This is a genomic window from Streptomyces coelicoflavus (genome assembly GCF_045041415.1).
Lineage (GTDB): Bacteria > Actinomycetota > Actinomycetes > Streptomycetales > Streptomycetaceae > Streptomyces > Streptomyces coelicoflavus.
In genome coordinates, this window is the sequence record NZ_CP108218.1 from 7,322,288 (window position 1) to 7,339,398 (window position 17,111).

The following is a 17,111-nucleotide window of genomic DNA, read 5'->3' on the forward strand; positions in this document are numbered from 1 at the left end:
CGAACGGCTCATGACCACACACCTCACGAGCGCACGGCCCGCCGCCGGACCCCGCAAGGAGTCCCGGCGGCGGCCGCCCGCCTCGTCCGCGACGACGGTGGGCCGCCCCGGCTTCGGCTGGGCGGTGCCCGCCGCAGTGTTCTTCTTCCTCTTCGCGATCGTCCCGCTGATCATGGTGGCGGTGCTGTCCTTCATGAGCTGGGACGGGATCAGCCCGCCCGAGTTCGTCGGCACGGACAACTGGTCGCGCCTGATCGACGACCCGGTGATGCTCAAGAGCATCTGGCTGACCCTGCTGCTGACCGCGCTCGGCGTGGTCCTCCAGACCCCGCTGAGCATCCTGCTCGGCGTCTGGGCCGCCGGTCACCAGCGCAACCGCGCCGTCCTGTCCGTCATCTACTTCATTCCGCTGCTGCTGTCCGCGACGGCCGTGTCCGTGCTCTGGCGAGCACTGCTCGACCCGAACTTCGGCATCCCGGCGGAGGCGACCTGGCTCTTCGGCGACGGCAACCTGTTCGGTGAACAGACCACCGCCATCGGGGTGCTGGCCTTCGTCAGCACCTGGCAGTTCACCCCGTTCCACACGCTGATCTACCAGGGCGCCGCCCGCGCGGTCCCGCCGGTGCTGTACCAGGCGGCGGAGATCGACGGAGCGGGCCGCTACCGGCAGTTCTTCCACATCACCCTGCCGCAGCTGCGCACCTCCATGATCACCTCGATGATCCTGATGATCGTCGGCGGCCTGACCACGTTCGAGACCGTCCTCATCCTGACCCAGGGCGGCCCCGGCACCGACACCACCATCAGCGCCTACTACATGTACGACAAGGCCTTCAAGAGCTTCGACTACGGCACCGGTTCCGCGATCGCCCTGGCCCTGGTCGTGGCGGCCACGATCATCTCGCTGATCGTCGTCCGGGTCTCCGGCTACGACAAGATGCGCAGCTCCATGGAGGGTGTGTCATGAGGCGCCGACCCAACTACCTGGCCGGCGCCGGCTCACTCGTCTGGCTCTTCGTGGTCGGACTGCCGCTGTTCGTGCTGCTCGCCGCGACGCTGCGCACCCGCCAGGACTACGCCGAGAACGGCCCGGTCTCGCTTCCGGACAGCTTCACGCTGGACAACTTCACCGGCGCCTTCGACTCGGGCTTCGGCCAGTACTTCTTCAACACGCTCGTCGTCACCGCCTGCGTGATCGGCATCGTGCTGCTGCTGGTCCCGCCGCTCGCCTACGCCATCGTCCGCAGCCGCGGCCGGGCCACGTCGGCGATCTTCCGGCTGTTCCTGCTCGGCCTCGCCATCCCGGCCCAGGCCGTGATCGTGCCGATGTTCTACCTGATCAGCGAAGCCGGACTGTACGACAACCTGCTCGGCGTCATCCTGCCCACGGCCGCGTTCTGCCTGCCGATGTCCGCGCTGATCCTCAGCGGCGCCATGCGCGACATCTCCCCGGAGCTGTACGAGGCCATGGCCATGGACGGCGCCAGCCCGCGGCGCATGTTCTTCCAGCTCGTCGTGCCGCTGTCCCGCGGAGGGCTCTCCACGATCGTGGTGTTCTCCGCACTCCAGGCGTGGAACGGCTTCCTGTTCCCGCTGGTGCTGACCCAGTCCGAGTCCACCAAGGTGGTCACCCTGGGTCTGTACAACTTCCAGACCGCGCACGGCATCGACATCCCCGGTCTGCTGGGAGCCGTGGTGCTGTCCATGGTGCCCATCCTGCTCGTCTACCTGTTCGCCCGTCGTGCCCTGGTTCAGGGGCTGATGGGCGTCGGAGGAAAGTGACTGCCGACGTGGCCGTAGAGACCACCCCCGAAATCCCCCTCTGGAACGACCCCAACCACCCCGTCGCCACCAGAGTCGACGCGCTCGTCGCCGCGATGACCCTCGAGGAGAAGATCGCCCAGCTGTACGGAGTGTGGGTGGGCGCCTCCGACCAGGGCGGCGAAGTCGCCCCGCATCAGCACGACATGGAGGAGGCCGTCGACCTCGAGGCGCTGCTCCCCACCGGACTGGGCCAGCTGACCCGCCCGTTCGGCACGGTCCCCGTCGACCCCGCGCTGGGTGCCCTGTCGCTCATGCGCAGCCAGGCCCGCATCACGTCGGCCAACCGGTTCGGCATCCCCGCCCTCGCGCACGACGAGTGCCTGGCGGGCTTCGCCGCCTGGGGCGCCACCGCCTACCCCGTCCCCCTGTCCTGGGGCGCCACCTTCGACCCGGACGCGGTGCGCCGGATGGCCGCCGCCATCGGACGCGACATGCGCTCCGTCGGCGTCCACCAGGGCCTCGCACCCGTCCTCGACGTGGTCCGCGACGCCCGCTGGGGCCGGGTCGAGGAGACCATCGGAGAGGACCCCTACCTCGTCGGCACCATCGGCACCGCCTACGTACGGGGCCTGGAGTCCGCCGGGATCGTCGCCACCCTCAAGCACTTCGTCGGCTACTCCGCCTCCCGCGCCGGCCGCAACCTCGCCCCGTCGTCCGTGGGCGCCCGCGAACGCGCCGACGTCCTGCTGCCGCCGTTCGAGATGGCCGTCCGCGAGGGCGCCACCCGCTCCGTCATGCACGCCTACACCGACATCGACGGTGTGCCGGCCGCGGCCGACGAGACGCTGCTGACCGGACTGCTCCGTGACACCTGGGGCTTCGAGGGAACCGTCGTCGCCGACTACTTCGGCATCGCCTTCCTCAAGACCCTGCACGGCATCGCCGCCGACTGGGCGGATGCCGCGGGCGCCGCCCTGCACGCGGGCGTCGACGTCGAACTGCCCACCGTGAAGACCTTCGGCGCGCCGCTCGCCGAGGCGGTCGCCGAGGGCCGGGTCCCCGAGGCGCTCATCGACCGGGCGCTGCGCCGGGTCCTCGGCCAGAAGGCGGAGCTCGGACTGCTCGACCCGGACTGGAGCCCGGTCCCGCCCGCGCTCGACGGGGCGGACCTCTCCGACCCCGAGGCGCTGCGCGGCCGGATCGACCTGGACCGGCCCGAGAACCGGGAACTGGCCCGCGAGATCGCCGAGAAGGCGGTCGTGCTGCTCACCAACGACGGCATCCTGCCGCTCGCCCGGCCCCGCCGCATCGCCCTGGTCGGCCCCAACGCCACCGAGGCGACCGCCGTACTGGGCTGCTACTCCTTCCCGCGGCACGTCGGGGTGCGGCACCCGGAGATTCCGGTCGGCATCGACCTGCCCACTCTGCGCGACACCCTGACCGCCGAGTTCCCCGACGCGGACATCACCGTCGCCCGCGGCACCGGTGTCGACGACGGCGACCTGTCCGGCATCGGCGAGGCGGTGGACGCGGCCCGCGAGGCGGACGTCGTCGTCGCCGTGCTCGGCGACCGCGCGGGTCTGTTCGGTCGCGGCACCAGCGGCGAGGGCTGCGACGCCGAGTCCCTCACGCTGCCCGGCGCCCAGCAGCAACTCCTCGACGCGCTGCTCGACTCCGGGAAGCCGGTGGTCACCGTCCTGCTCGCCGGACGGCCCTACGCCCTCGGCCGCGCCGTGGCCGAGTCCGCCGCGATCGTGCAGTCGTTCTTCCCCGGCGAGGAGGGCACCGCGGCGCTCGCGGGCGTGCTCGGCGGACGCACCAGCCCCACCGGCAGGCTGCCCGTCAGCGTGCCCGGCAGCCCGGGCGCCCAGCCGACCACCTACCTCGGGGCGCGGCTCGCCCAGGCCAGCGAGGTGTCCAACATCGACCCGACACCGGCCTTCGGCTTCGGACACGGGCTCACGTACACCTCGTTCGCCTGGAGCGATCTCGTGGCGCACACCAAGGAGGCGCCGACCGACGGCACGTTCTCGCTGGAGCTCACCGTCCGCAACACCGGCGAGCGGCACGGCACCGAGGTGGTGCAGCTCTACCTGCACGACCCGGTCGCCTCCGTCGTCCAGCCGGTGCAGCGCCTCGTCGGCTACACGCGGGTGCCGCTGGCCCCCGGCGAGGCCCGCCGGGTGCGCGTCGAGGTCCCTGCCGACCTCGCCTCGTTCACCGGCCGCGACGGCCGCCGCGTCGTCGAACCGGGCGACCTGGAGCTGCGGTTCGCCGCGTCCAGCACCGAGCCGCGGCTCACCGCCACGGTCGCGCTCACCGGGCCGGAGCGGCAGGTGGACCACACCCGGCGGCTGCACGCCGGGTTCGCGCAGGAGGCCGTCGAGGGCGCCTGAGCCGCCGCCGTCGGCGGCGAGCGGTGGACGCCGCACCACCGCTCGCCGCCGGCTCAGCGCACGACGTCGAAGACGTTCTTCTGGATGCCGTTGGAGTACACCTCGTGCTCGACGAGCCTCAGCCTCTGCGCGTCCCGGTCCGCGTCGCTGAACAGCCGCTTGCCCGCGCCGAGCAGGAGTGGGAAGACCAGCAGGTGGTAGCGGTCGATCAGACCGGCGTCCGACAGGCTCCGGTTCAGGGCCGCGCTGCCGTGGACGATGACCGGGCCGCCCTCGGTCTCCTTCAGTGCCGCGACCTCGTCGAGCGAACGCAGGATCGTCGTCTCGCCCCAGTTGGTGACCAGGTCGTCCTCGGTGAGGGTGGTGGAGACGACGTACTTCGGCATCGCCCGGTACCCGGGGAACTCCTCCATGTCCGGCCACACCGGGCTGAACGCCTCGTAGCTGACCCGGCCCAGGAGCAGCGCCGCGGCTTCCTCCTGCTCCCGGCCCTTGATCTCGTAGGCCTCGGGGAGGAAGTCCACGAGCTTGAAGGTCCAGCCGGTGTTCCGGTAGCCGGGCTCGCCGCCCGGGGCCTCCACGACCCCGTCGAGCGAGACGAAGGCGGTGCTGATCAGAGTACGCATGCGGGGTTCCTCAACGTGTTCGTGTGCGGTCGGTCCGCCCTTACGACCGGTGGCCGGCGGAAAACTCATCGGTCGCGGCCTCCGGGGTGCGGGCGCGCCCGCAGCGCGTCGACGGCGTGCAGGGCCACGTGGAGTTCGGTGCGCTGCTCGCCGGACTCGAGGTCGCGGCTGAGCAGCCGCTCGATGGCGCGCAGCCGTTGGTAGACGGTTTCCCGGGAGAGCCCCGCCGAGCGGGCGGCGACCGTCTTGTTGCCCGCGGCGTCCAGGTAGCCCCGCAGGGTCGTGACGAGATCGGTGCCGTGCCGGGCGTCGTGGTCGAGGAGCGGGCCCAGCTGCCGCTCCGCGTAATCCTGGACGCGGAGGTCGTCGCGCAGCGCGAAGAGCAGCCGGCGCAGGCCGATGTCGGACCGCTCGTGGAAGGAGCGGCCGGACGGGAGCGGCAGGCCGGGTTCGGTGGCCTCGGCCACCCGGACCGCCTCGCGGAACGAGCGGGCCACGTCGGCGAGGTCGCGGGTCGGCGAGCCGGCGCACACCGTCGCGCCCGGGGCCGTGTCCAGGACGGTGCGGCCGAGCCGCTCGACGGCCTGGCGCCACGGCCGGGACGGGCGCAGCGCCAGCAGTACCCCGAGCCGGGCGGGGGACAGGAGGCCGACGAGCACCTGCGCTCCCGTCGCACCCAGCTCCTCGGCGAGCCGGACCTCGGCAGCCCCGGCGTCCTCCTGGGCGGGCAGGTCCGCCAGGACGGCGACGAAGCGGGCGTCGTCCGCGGGCAGGCCGAGGGCCGCGACCCGGGCCCGCGCGTCCCCGGGAGAGCGGTGCCGCTGCTCGACCAGGTCGCGCAGGACGTTGCGGTGGGCGGTGCGTTCCCAGGGCGTGGGGCGGGTGAGACGGGCGATGGTGAGTGCCATCGCGGTCCGCTCCAGCACCGTGACGTCCTCGGGTCCGAAGCCCGGGCCCGGCGGCACGGCGGGCGGCACGACGGGGAGCGGGAGCATGACCACCCGGCCCCACCGCTCCCCCTGGTACTCCACCGGAGCCGTGAGCCAGCCCTCGGGACCCGTGACCTCCGCGCGGTCGGTGGCCGGCGTGGTGCGCGAACGCCGTTCCCAGTCCGTGAGCGCGGCCCGCGCCGTGCCTCCGAAGGGCTCGCAGACCAGCGCCCGGTGGACCAGGTTCTCCAGGACGACCGTGCGTCCGCTCATCCCGGCCGCCGCACGCAGCACCTCCTCGGGCCCGGCGCCGCGCAGGGTGAGGGCGGTGAACGCCTCGTGGACGCCCTGGGTCCTGCGCATCGCCTCCGCCTGGTGGCCGAGGATGAGCGTGTGGACCACCTGGGTGACCTCCAGGAAGTTGACGTCCCTGGCGAGCGTGACGAGGGGCAGCCCCCGCGCACGGCAGGCCCGGACCAGGGCGTCGGGCGGCCGGTGGTAGCGGCGGACCAGCTCGATGACGAGGGCGGCGGCACCGACGGCGGCGAGTTCGTCGACGTAGCGGCGGACACCGGCGGCGTCCTCGGGCAGGGGCATGCCGGTGGTGAGGACGAGCTCGCCGCCCTTGAGGAAGGAGGCGGGGTCCGTCAGTTCGGTGATGTGGACCCAGCGGACCGGACGGTCCACGTGCTCCTCGCCGGCGACCACCCGCGGACCGCCCCCGGCCAGGACGGGCAGTGCCAGCACGTCGGCCACGGTCGGCGAACGGCCCGCCGGGCCCGGCTGCCGGTTCTCGCTCACGGTGCCTCCCTGCGTCCTCACGTTACGCCGAACGCCTGACACATCGTCCGGACACGCCGCCCCGGCCGGACAGATCACGCGTTGCCGCGCCCGCCGGGGCGGGAAGGCTCGGGGGACCGCAGAAGACCGACGAGCAGGCCGGGAGACGAGCATGACCGCACTGTCGCCGCACCTTCGCCAGGCCACCCCCGTGGTGGCGGTCCGGGGCGAGGGGGTCCACATCGAGGGCGAGGACGGCCGCCGCTATCTGGACTTCACCGCCGGCATCGGCGTCACCAGCACCGGCCACTGCCACCCCAGGGTGGTGGCCGCCGCCCAGGAGCAGGTCGCCACCCTGGTCCACGGCCAGTACACGACCGTCATGCATCCGCCGCTGCGCCGTCTGGTCGACAAGCTCGGCGAGGTACTGCCGGACGGCCTGGACAGTCTGTTCTTCACCAACTCCGGCAGCGAGGCGGTCGAGGCCGCGCTGCGCCTGGCCCGCCAGGCCACCGGCCGCCCCAACGTGCTGGTCTGCCACGGCGGCTTCCACGGCCGCACGGTGGCCGCCGCCTCCATGACCACCTCCGGCACCCGCTTCAGGTCCGGGTTCTCACCGCTGATGAGCGGCGTGGTCGTCACCCCCTTCCCGACCGCCTACCGCTACGGCTGGGACGAGGAGACCGCCACCCGCTTCGCCCTCAGGGAGCTGGACTACACCCTCCAGACGATCTCCTCGCCCGCGGACACCGCCGCCGTCATCGTCGAACCGGTCCTCGGCGAGGGCGGGTACGTGCCCGCGAACCGCGCCTTCGTCGAGGGCCTGCGCGAGCGCGCCGACCGGCACGGGTTCCTGCTGATCCTCGACGAGGTGCAGACCGGTGTGGGCCGCACCGGCCGGTTCTGGGGACACGAGCACTTCGGTGTCACCCCCGACATCCTCGTCACCGCCAAGGGCCTGGCCAGCGGCTTCCCGCTGTCCGGCATCGCCGCGCCCGAGGAGCTGATGCGCAAGGCCTGGGCCGGCTCGCAGGGCGGCACCTACGGCGCCAACGCGGTCGCGTGCGCGGCGGCCTGCGCCACGCTGGACGTCGTACGCGACGAGAAACTCGTCGAGAACGCGGAGACGATGGGCGCCCGGCTCCGCCACGGCCTGGAGGCGGTGGCGTCCCGCACCCCGGCCGTCGGCGACGTACGGGGCATGGGCCTGATGCTGGCCAGCGAGTTCGTCACCGCCGACGGAGAGCCGGACCCGGAGACCGCGGCCCGGGTGCAGCGGGCCGCCGTCGACGAGGGCCTGCTCCTGCTGCTCTGCGGCGCCTGGAACCAGGTGGTGCGGATGATCCCGGCCCTGGTGATCGACGAGAGCGCCGTGGACGAGGGACTGAGGGCCTGGGCCGCCGCCGTCGAGGCCGGCACGTCGGGGGCGGCGGGACGATGACGGCCTCCGCGCAGCCCACCATCGGCCGCCCCACTAACCGCCCCACGAGCCGCACCGCGCACCGCCCCACGAGCCGCCCGACGAACCGGCCCACGAGCCGCCCCGCACGGCCCGCGCACCCGCGATCAGGAGGGACCCCATGACCGACACCCCCACACAGCTGTTCCTCGGCGGTGCCTGGGTGGACGCCGCGGACGGCGCCGTCATGCCCGTGGACGACCCCGCGACCGGCGAGATCCTCGCCCACGTCGCCGACGCGGGCGCCAAGGACGCCCGGCTCGCCGAGGAGGCGGCGGTCCAGGCGCAGCAGGAGTGGGCCCGTACGGCACCGAGGGCGCGCAGTGAGATCCTGCGCCGGGCCTACGAGATCGTCCTGGAGCGCACGGACGAACTGGCCCGCCTGATGACCTCCGAGATGGGCAAGCCGCTGGCCGAGGCCCGGGGCGAGGTGGCGTACGCCGCCGAGTTCTTCCGCTGGTTCTCGGAGGAGGCCGTACGGATCGACGGCGGCCACGGAGTCCTCCCCGACGGCCGCAACCGCATGCTGCTCTCCCGGCGCCCGGTCGGCCCCTGTCTGCTGATCACCCCGTGGAACTTCCCGCTCGCCATGGGCACCCGCAAGATCGGCCCCGCCGTCGCGGCCGGCTGCACGATGGTGCTCAAGCCGGCCCCGCAGACCCCGCTCTCCAGCCTGGCCCTCGCCGCGATCCTCAAGCAGGCTGGGCTGCCGGACGGGGTGCTGAACGTCGTCACCACGTCGAGGGCGGGGGAGGTGTGCGAACCGCTCCTGCGGGGCGGCCGGATCCGCAAGCTGTCCTTCACCGGTTCGACGGCCGTCGGGCGGCTGCTCCTCGCGCAGTGCGCGGACACCGTCGTGCGGACCTCGATGGAACTGGGGGGCAACGCGCCGTTCGTCGTCTTCGACGACGCGGACCTGAACGCCGCCGTGGACGGCGCGATGGTCGCCAAGATGCGCAACATGGGCGAGGCGTGCACCGCCGCCAACCGCTTCTTCGTGCACCGCTCGGTGGCGGGGGAGTTCGCCGACCGGCTGGCCCGCCGGATGGGCGCGCTGGTAGTGGGCCCCGGCACCAGCGACGGCGTCGACGTCGGCCCGCTCATCGACGCCGCAGGGCGCGCCAAGGTCGAGGAGCTGGTCGCCGACGCGGTGGAGCGCGGCGCCCGGGTACTGGTCGGCGGCACCGTGCCGGACGGCCCCGGCTGCTTCTACCCGCCCACGGTGCTCACCGACGTCTCCCCGGACAGCCGCCTGACGGCGACGGAGATCTTCGGCCCGGTCGCCGCGATCCTCACCTTCGACGACGAGGACGAGGTGGTCCGCCGGGCCAACGACACCCCCTGGGGGCTCGTCGGCTACGTCTTCACCGAGGGCCTGGACCGCGCCCTGCGGGTCAGTGAACGCCTGGAGGTGGGCATGGTCGGGCTCAACACCGGCCTGGTCTCCAACCCCGCCGCGCCCTTCGGCGGCGTCAAGCAGTCGGGTCTCGGACGGGAGGGCGGCCGGGTCGGCATCGAGGAGTTCCTGGAGTACCAGTACGTGGCGATGCCCACCCGCTGACCGGGAGGCTTTGCATGGTCATGCGTAATCATGCATACTCTTCCTATGTCCAAGGTCCTCACCTCCCTCCCCACCGGCGAGCGCGTCGGTATCGCCTTCTCGGGCGGCCTCGACACCTCGGTCGCGGTCGCGTGGATGCGTGACAAGGGCGCCGTCCCCTGCACGTACACCGCCGACATCGGCCAGTACGACGAGCCCGACATCGCCTCGGTGCCCGACCGCGCCAAGACGTACGGCGCCGAGGTCGCGCGTCTGGTCGACTGCCGCGAGGCGCTGGTCGAGGAGGGGCTGGCCGCGCTCACCTGCGGGGCGTTCCACATCCGCTCGGGCGGGCGCGCCTACTTCAACACCACGCCGCTGGGCCGCGCCGTCACGGGCACCCTCCTCGTCCGGGCGATGCTCGAGGACAACGTCCAGATCTGGGGCGACGGCTCCACGTTCAAGGGCAACGACATCGAGCGGTTCTACCGGTACGGCCTGCTCGCCAACCCGCAGCTCAGGATCTACAAGCCCTGGCTGGACGCGGACTTCGTGACGGAGCTCGGCGGCCGCAAGGAGATGTCGGAGTGGCTGGTCGCCCACGACCTGCCCTACCGGGACTCCACGGAGAAGGCGTACTCCACCGACGCCAACATCTGGGGCGCCACCCACGAGGCCAAGACGCTGGAGCACCTCGACACCGGCGTGGAGACCGTGGAGCCCATCATGGGCGTGCGGTTCTGGGACCCGTCGGTCGAGATCGCGCCCGAGGACGTGACCATCGGCTTCGACCAGGGCCGCCCGGTGACGATCAACGGCAAGGAGTTCGCCACCTCGGTCGACCTGGTCATGGAGGCCAACGCCATCGGCGGCCGGCACGGTCTGGGCATGTCCGACCAGATCGAGAACCGGATCATCGAGGCCAAGAGCCGCGGCATCTACGAGGCGCCCGGCATGGCCCTGCTGCACGCCGCCTACGAGCGCCTCGTCAACGCCATCCACAACGAGGACACCCTCGCCCAGTACCACACCGAGGGGCGGCGCCTGGGCCGGCTGATGTACGAGGGCCGCTGGCTCGACCCGCAGTCCCTGATGATCCGCGAGTCCCTCCAGCGCTGGGTCGGCTCGGCGGTCACCGGTGAGGTCACGCTGCGGCTGCGGCGCGGCGAGGACTACTCGATCCTCGACACCACGGGCCCGGCGTTCAGCTACCACCCGGACAAGCTCTCCATGGAGCGCACCGAGGACTCGGCGTTCGGTCCGGTGGACCGGATCGGCCAGCTGACCATGCGCAACCTGGACATCGCCGACTCCCGCGCCAAGCTGGAGCAGTACGCCGGTCTCGGCCTCATCGGTACCGCCAACCCCGCCATCGGTGCCGCGCAGGCCGCCGCGACCGGACTGATCGGTGCCATGCCCGAGGGCGGCGCGCAGGCCATCGCCTCCCGCGGCGAGGTCTCCGCCGACGACGAGCTGCTGGACCGCGCCGCGATGGAGTCCGGCACGGACTGACCCCCCGTCTCCCGTCCGAGGGGACCCCGCACCGGCAAGGGCCGGCCCGACACCTCAGGGTGTCGGGCCGGCCCTTCTGTTGCTCTCCGTCGTGCACGACTTGCGTGCGTTGCGAGCTTCCGCTGACCCGCTCCACCCGCTCGGGTGCTTGGTTACCAGCTCAAGTGCCACGCAAGGACTCCGCAAGCGACGCAAGCGGTTTACGGGGCAACTCCGGCCCTGGTCACGACCGTTGACAAATACATGACGCGCTAGAAACCTGATGACGCACTTTCCGCAAAGAATCGACTGTCCAGCTCAATTGGCGCGCAGAGTCGGTGCTTCTCCCCAACTGCCGGACCGTCGCGCCCTCCCCGACTCCCCACGGAACAGAGGACCCCCATGAGACGGAGATCCCTCGGCCGGCGGACGCTCACGGGCGCCGCCGTCGCCGGGCTGATGACGGTCGGGCTGCTGCCGCTGCCCCTCACCGCCACCGCCCAGGCGGCACCGGCGCCGGTGACCGCCGCCGCCGACGTCAACCTGGCCCTCGGCCGCCCCGCCCAGGCGGGCGGCTCGCACGGCGCCTACCCGGCGGGCAACGCCACCGACGGACAGCAGGCCACCTACTGGGAGGGACCGGCCGGCACCTTCCCCGAGTGGCTCCAGGTCGATCTCGGCACGGCCCGCGACGTCGACCGCGTGGTCCTCAAACTGCCCGCCGGCTGGGAGAACCGGACCCAGACGCTCTCCCTGCGGGGCAGCACCGACGGTTCCACCTTCCACAGTCTCGACGCCTCCGACGGACGGGCGTTCGGTCCGGAGCGGGCGGGCACCGTCGCCATCGACCTCGACACCCCCTCCGAGGCCCGCTACGTCCGCGTCGACATCACCGGCAACACCGGCTGGAACGCCGCCCAACTGGCCGAGTTGGAGGTCTACGGCGACGACGTCGACACCGGCCCGCCGCCCACCGGCACCAACCTCGCCCGCAACAAGCCCGCCGAGGCCACCTCCACCACCCAGAACTACGTCGCCGCCAACGCCACCGACGACTCCACCTCCACCTACTGGGAGGCCGCCGGAAACCCGGCCGACCTCACCGTGAAGCTCGGTGCCGACGCCGACGTCAGCGGGGTCGTCGTCAAGCTCAACCCCGACCCGGTGTGGTCCGCCCGCACCCAGAGCATCCAGGTGCTCGGCCGGGCCGAGGGCGACAGCGGCTTCACCTCGCTGCGCGACCGTGCCGACTACGCCTTCAGCCCCGGTCAGGACAACGCCGTGACCATCCCGGTCACCGGCCGCGTCTCCGACGTACGGCTCCGGTTCTTCTCCAACACCGGCGCACCCGGCGGTCAGGTCGCCGAGTTCCAGGTGCTCGGCACCGCCGCCCCCGCGCCCGACCTCACGGTCACCGGCCTCGACTGGTCGCCCGCCGCGCCGAACGAGCGCGACGAGGTCACCGTCGACGCCACGGTCCGCAACGCCGGCACCGCGCGCTCGGCCGCGACCACCGCCGAGGTCACCGTCGAGGGCACCACGGCCGGCAGCGCCGCGGTCCCCGCGCTCGACCCCGGGGAGTCCGCCGAAGTGCCCGTCTCCACCGGCACCCACGCGGCCGGCAGCTACGCGGTCGCCGCGGTCGTCGACCCGCGTGACACCGTCGCCGAACTGGACGACACCAACAACAGCCGCGCCGCCGCCGACCGCCTCGTCGTCGACCGGGCACCCGGACCCGACCTCGAGGTGCGCTCCGTCACCACCAACCCCGCCAACCCGGCGGTGGGCGCCGAGGTCTCCTTCACCGTCGCCGTGCACAACCGCGGCACCAGCGCCGCCGAGGCGGGCACGGTGACCCGGATCCAGGCCGGCACCACCACCCTGGACGGCGCCACCGGGCAGATCGCCGCCGGCGCCACGGTGAACGTGCCCATCGACGGCACCTGGAAGGCGACCGGTGGCGGCGTCACCCTCACCGCCACCGCCGACGCCACCGCACGGGTCAGCGAGACCAACGAGAACAACAACGTGCTCGCCAAGTCCCTCGTCGTCGGACGCGGCGCCGCCGTGCCGTACACCGAGTACGAGGCGGAGGACGGCCGCTACGACGGCACCCTGCTCACCACCGACGCCAAGCGGACCTTCGGGCACACCAACTTCGGCACCGAGTCCTCGGGCCGCGAGTCCGTGCGGCTCGACGCGACCGGCGAGTACGTCGAGTTCACCTCCACCACGCCCACCAACTCCATCGTCGTGCGCAACTCCATCCCCGACGCCCCCGGCGGCGGCGGGGCCGAGGCCACCCTCAGCCTCTACGCCGACGGCGCGTTCGTGCAGAAGCTCAACCTCTCGTCCAAGCACAGCTGGCTCTACGGCAGCACCGACGACCCGGAGGGCCTCACCAACCGGCCCGGCGGCGACGCCCGGCGCCTGTTCGACGAGTCCCACGCGCTCCTCGACCGGACCTTCCCGCAGGGCACCGAGTTCCGCCTCCAGCGCGACTCCGGCGACTCGGCCGCCTTCTACGTCATCGACCTGATCGACCTGGAGCAGGTCGCCCCCGCCAAGGCCAAGCCCGCCGAGTGCACCTCCATCACCGAGTACGGGGCCGTCCCCGGCGACGGACTCGACGACACCGACGCCATCCAGCGCGCCGTCACCGACGACCAGAACGGCAGGATCGACTGCGTGTGGATCCCCGCCGGGCAATGGCGCCAGGAACAGAAGATCCTCACCGACGACCCGCTCAACCGCGGCCAGTACAACCAGGTCGGCATCAGCGACGTCACGATCCGGGGCGCCGGCATGTGGCACTCCCAGCTCTACACCCTCACCCCGCCGCAGGAGGCCGGCGGCATCAACCACCCGCACGAGGGCAACTTCGGCTTCGACATCGACGACAACACCCAGATCTCCGACCTCGCCATCTTCGGCTCCGGCACCATCCGCGGCGGCGACGGCAACGCGGAGGGCGGCGTCGGGCTCAACGGCCGCTTCGGCAAGAACACCAAGATCAGCAACGTGTGGATCGAGCACGCCAACGTCGGCGTCTGGGTCGGCCGCGACTACTCGAACATCCCCGAGCTGTGGGGGCCCGCCGACGGCCTGGAGTTCACCGGCATGCGCATCCGCGACACCTACGCGGACGGCATCAACTTCTCCAACGGCACCCGCAACTCGTCCGTGTACAACTCCTCCTTCCGCACCACCGGCGACGACTCGCTCGCGGTCTGGGCCAACAAGTACGTGAAGGACCCGTCGGTGGACATCGGCCACGACAACCACTTCCGCAACAACACCATCCAGCTGCCGTGGCGGGCCAACGGCATAGCGGTGTACGGGGGTTACGGCAACACCATCGAGAACAACGTCGTCTCCGACACCATGAACTACCCCGGCATCATGCTCGCCACCGACCACGACCCGCTGCCGTTCTCCGGGCAGACCCTCATCGCGGGCAACGCCCTGCACCGCACGGGCGGCGCGTTCTGGAACGAGGACCAGGAGTTCGGTGCCATCACCCTCTTCGCGCAGGGCCAGGACATCCCGGGCGTGACCATCCGGGACACCGAGATCCTCGACTCCACCTACGACGGCATCCAGTTCAAGACGGGAGGCGGCGCGATGCCGGACGTGAAGATCGAGAACGTCCGCATCGACAAGTCGAACAACGGCTCCGGCATCCTCGCGATGGGCGGCGCCCGCGGCAGCGCGACCCTGACCGACGTAACGATCACCAACTCGGCGGAGGGCGACATACGGATCGAACCGGGCTCGCAGTTCAAGATCAACCAGTAGGAGACCGGCGGTAGCACACGATCGGGCCGGACCCGGTCAGCCGCCGCCCGCCCGGCGGCGCGGAACACCACCGCGTCGCCGGGCTTCCGCCGCGCCCTCCAGCCGGCCCGGCGAGCGCTCCACGGGGACCTTGGGACCGTCGTCCTCCAGCCGTTCGGCGTTGAGTTCGTTCACCGCGCCCAGCGCGTCGCCGATCGTCGCGTAGTCCACCGCGATGAAGTTGACCGGCCTGCCGCGCTGCCGTTCACAGGTGTGCGCCCGTTCCAGCACCCGCTGCCGGGAGTTGACGACCCCGGCGTCCAGGCGCAACCCGCCGCCCGCCGTGACGAAGTGGTTGAGCAGGAACAGCCGCTTGTCCGAGCCGCCCCGGTTGGGCAGGCAGGACATCTCGTCCGGGCTGCGGAAGGCGAAGGGCGTCTCCATGGCGTACCGGTACAGGTTCCGGTACCAGGGCGCGGGCCCGTCCGCCTTCTCCGCGAAGACGACCAGCCGGCGACCGCTGTCGATCATGTCCTTGAGTTTCGGCCAGGGGCGGTCCGGGTCCCGGTCCGGCTCGTACAGCAGCTCCGAGAGGCCGGCCCGGACGAAGGCCTCCTGCGTCGTCACCGCGTCCACGCCGTCCTGGAGGATCAGCGTCACGATCTCCGTGGGGTTGTCGCGCAGCCACTCACCGATCTGGCGCAGCGTAGGCTCCAGTTCGAGGGCGCCGGCGCCGCACACCGAGTGGCACAGCCACAGGCCGGAGTGGGGCGGGTTCACCCGTTCCAGGATCGTGGTCAGCCGACGGCGCTCGGCGGGGGAGAAGTCGGAGGTGCTCAGCCGCTCCGCCACCTCCTCGGGCCGCTCCCACCGGTGGGTGTCGAGGAGCAGGACCCGCGACCCGGCGCCCAGCTGACCGACGATGTCCGGGTCCTGCAGAGGGCCGATGAACCGGTCCGCCGTCGTCGCCATCGCGTTGTGCGAGGCCAGCTGGGCGATCTCGTCGTAGCGGGCGTCGCACAGCTCGGCGCTGCCCTGGCAGATGCGCGGGGAGGAACCGGTGATCGCCACCGGCGCCAGCATGGTCCCGACGAGGGCGACGGCGGTGACGGCGAAGGTCAGCGCGGGGACGTGCCGCGGGTCGGTGAGGACCGGCACGCCGGGCCGGGTCTGCCAGACCCAGCCGACGGTGATCAGCAGGGCGCCCGCGGCGAGCAGGATCACCGCGACGACGACGGCGGTGGTGAGCAGCCGGTCGAGCGCGGCGGCCTCCACGTCGGCGAGCAGCCCCGAGGCAGCCGGCGGCCACGACGCCGGGGTGCCGAACAGCGTGTCGCCCAGGGTGAGCCGCAGCAGGAGCACGGTGAGCGCCATGAGGGCGGCGGCGGCGGCCGGTACCCAGCCCAGCGGTATCAGCCGCCGCTTCGCGGGCGAGGGCGTCAGGAACCACAGCAGCGTGAGCGCGGCGGCGCACAGCACGGCCGCCGCCGGTTCCACCACGTCCTGGAAGAGCCGGGTGACGCCCCGGGCCCGGTCCAGCGGAGCCAGCGCCTCCGTGCCGGGCTCGAGATCGACGGTCACCACCCAGGTGCCCTGTCTCGCCTCCCGCAGCAGCTCCTCGGCGGCGTCCCGGACCTGGTCGGTCAGGGCGACCGGGGCGATCGCGGCCAGGGCCGAGGCCACGTCGCCCCGGTCCAGGGCGGTCATCACGGTCGGTCTGACGCCGTCGCGCGTCGCGCCGTCCGGCACCAGACGCATCAGCGCGTCCGTCGCCGCGGCCGCCTGGCCGTGGGTGAGCGGCAGCGTCGGCAGCTCCTCCAGCGGCGCCTCACCGGCCACCACCCGCGCCACCAGTTCCGACAGGCGCTGCACGAAGGCCTGGAAGTCGGGTTCGGACCGCTTCTGCAACGCGGCGACGGCGTCACCGAAGTACGCCTGGCTGAGCCGTTCGACGTTCGCGACGACGGGCTCCAGGTCGACCGTGATCCGCAGCCGGTCGCGGTCGCCCTCCAGGTAGTGGACCACTTCCGCGATCTGGCCCTCGCCCATGGTCCGCAGCGTCTCCGGGGGGATCACCACCTTGAGGTTCGAGGTGATGGTCGACTGCGGCACCGGCAGCCGCTCCAGCAGGTCACTGGTCAGCGGCGTACTGCCCGGGTCCACCAGCACCTCGTCGTAGAAGCGCTGGTAGGCGCGCTCGTCCTCCAGTACCTGGTCGTAGAACTGGGGGTCGAGCACCGTGCTGCGGACGACGGCCGCCGTGGCCAGGACGGTCAAACTCAGCACCGCCACGCACCAGACCAGCACCCCGACCCAGGGCGAGCGCCGATCCAGTGCGTTCATGGAACC

The 17,111-nt window shown here is 72.2% G+C and carries 10 protein-coding genes; 7 read left to right on the forward strand and 3 right to left on the reverse strand.

Going from position 1 to position 17,111, the window contains the following annotated elements; all coding sequences use genetic code 11:
- Positions 1 to 10: 10 nt before the first annotated feature.
- The 3 genes from OHA99_RS32980 to OHA99_RS32990 are packed head-to-tail and all read left to right on the forward strand — an operon-like array spanning position 11 to position 4,160.
- Positions 11 to 967, forward strand: a complete 957-nt coding sequence (locus tag OHA99_RS32980) for a carbohydrate ABC transporter permease (RefSeq protein ID WP_007388087.1) — start codon at positions 11 to 13, stop codon at positions 965 to 967.
- Positions 964 to 1,782: a carbohydrate ABC transporter permease gene (locus OHA99_RS32985; RefSeq protein WP_007388088.1), complete on the forward strand. Its 819-nt coding sequence runs from the start codon at positions 964 to 966 to the stop codon at positions 1,780 to 1,782. Before OHA99_RS32980 ends, OHA99_RS32985 begins: the two co-directional genes overlap by 4 nt.
- Positions 1,779 to 4,160 (forward strand): glycoside hydrolase family 3 N-terminal domain-containing protein, encoded by a 2,382-nt coding sequence (locus OHA99_RS32990; RefSeq protein WP_366472848.1) that lies wholly within the window; start codon positions 1,779 to 1,781, stop codon positions 4,158 to 4,160. The genes OHA99_RS32985 and OHA99_RS32990 overlap by 4 nt, the downstream gene beginning before the upstream one ends.
- A gap of 53 nt (positions 4,161 to 4,213) precedes the next feature.
- On the opposite strand, the gene OHA99_RS32995 is transcribed toward OHA99_RS32990, so the two are convergent.
- Both OHA99_RS32995 and OHA99_RS33000 read right to left on the reverse strand, forming a co-directional pair.
- A complete protein-coding gene (locus OHA99_RS32995; protein WP_405698528.1) occupies positions 4,214 to 4,786 on the reverse strand; it encodes a dihydrofolate reductase family protein in 573 nt (190 codons plus the stop codon).
- Positions 4,787 to 4,851: 65 nt separating this feature from the next.
- Positions 4,852 to 6,516: a PucR family transcriptional regulator gene (locus OHA99_RS33000; protein WP_405698529.1), complete on the reverse strand. Its 1,665-nt coding sequence runs from the start codon at positions 6,514 to 6,516 to the stop codon at positions 4,852 to 4,854.
- A gap of 151 nt (positions 6,517 to 6,667) precedes the next feature.
- Here OHA99_RS33000 and OHA99_RS33005 point away from each other — a divergent pair, with 151 nt between their 5' ends.
- From OHA99_RS33005 to OHA99_RS33020, 4 genes are all read left to right on the forward strand, one after another.
- On the forward strand, positions 6,668 to 7,936 hold the full coding sequence (locus tag OHA99_RS33005) for an aspartate aminotransferase family protein (RefSeq protein WP_153181098.1): 1,269 nt from the start codon (positions 6,668 to 6,670) through the stop codon (positions 7,934 to 7,936).
- A gap of 139 nt (positions 7,937 to 8,075) precedes the next feature.
- The gene (locus tag OHA99_RS33010; RefSeq protein WP_405698530.1) at positions 8,076 to 9,515 is read left to right on the forward strand and encodes an NAD-dependent succinate-semialdehyde dehydrogenase; all 1,440 of its coding nucleotides are present in this window, start codon (positions 8,076 to 8,078) and stop codon (positions 9,513 to 9,515) included.
- Between the two features lie 45 nt (positions 9,516 to 9,560).
- Positions 9,561 to 11,006, forward strand: coding sequence for an argininosuccinate synthase (argG, locus tag OHA99_RS33015; protein WP_164385738.1), 1,446 nt, complete (start codon positions 9,561 to 9,563; stop codon positions 11,004 to 11,006).
- A 381-nt stretch (positions 11,007 to 11,387) separates the two neighbouring features.
- A complete protein-coding gene (locus OHA99_RS33020) occupies positions 11,388 to 14,783 on the forward strand; it encodes a CARDB domain-containing protein (protein ID WP_405698531.1) in 3,396 nt (1,131 codons plus the stop codon).
- A 36-nt stretch (positions 14,784 to 14,819) separates the two neighbouring features.
- Here OHA99_RS33020 and OHA99_RS33025 read toward each other — a convergent pair whose 3' ends face one another.
- A complete protein-coding gene (locus tag OHA99_RS33025; protein ID WP_405698532.1) occupies positions 14,820 to 17,105 on the reverse strand; it encodes a hypothetical protein in 2,286 nt (761 codons plus the stop codon).
- Positions 17,106 to 17,111: the final 6 nt, after the last annotated feature.

Bases quoted from the DNA above. Each gene is read 5' to 3' on its own strand.
- OHA99_RS33025 (WP_405698532.1), bottom strand. From the start codon at position 17,105: ATGAACGCACTGGATCGGCGCTCGCCCTGGGTCGGGGTGCTGGTCTGG.
- OHA99_RS32995 (WP_405698528.1), bottom strand. From the start codon at position 4,786: ATGCGTACTCTGATCAGCACCGCCTTCGTCTCGCTCGACGGGGTCGTG.
- argG (WP_164385738.1), top strand. From the start codon at position 9,561: ATGTCCAAGGTCCTCACCTCCCTCCCCACCGGCGAGCGCGTCGGTATC.
- OHA99_RS33020 (WP_405698531.1), top strand. From the start codon at position 11,388: ATGAGACGGAGATCCCTCGGCCGGCGGACGCTCACGGGCGCCGCCGTC.
- OHA99_RS32985 (WP_007388088.1), top strand. From the start codon at position 964: ATGAGGCGCCGACCCAACTACCTGGCCGGCGCCGGCTCACTCGTCTGG.
- OHA99_RS33010 (WP_405698530.1), top strand. From the start codon at position 8,076: ATGACCGACACCCCCACACAGCTGTTCCTCGGCGGTGCCTGGGTGGAC.
- OHA99_RS32980 (WP_007388087.1), top strand. From the start codon at position 11: ATGACCACACACCTCACGAGCGCACGGCCCGCCGCCGGACCCCGCAAG.
- OHA99_RS33005 (WP_153181098.1), top strand. From the start codon at position 6,668: ATGACCGCACTGTCGCCGCACCTTCGCCAGGCCACCCCCGTGGTGGCG.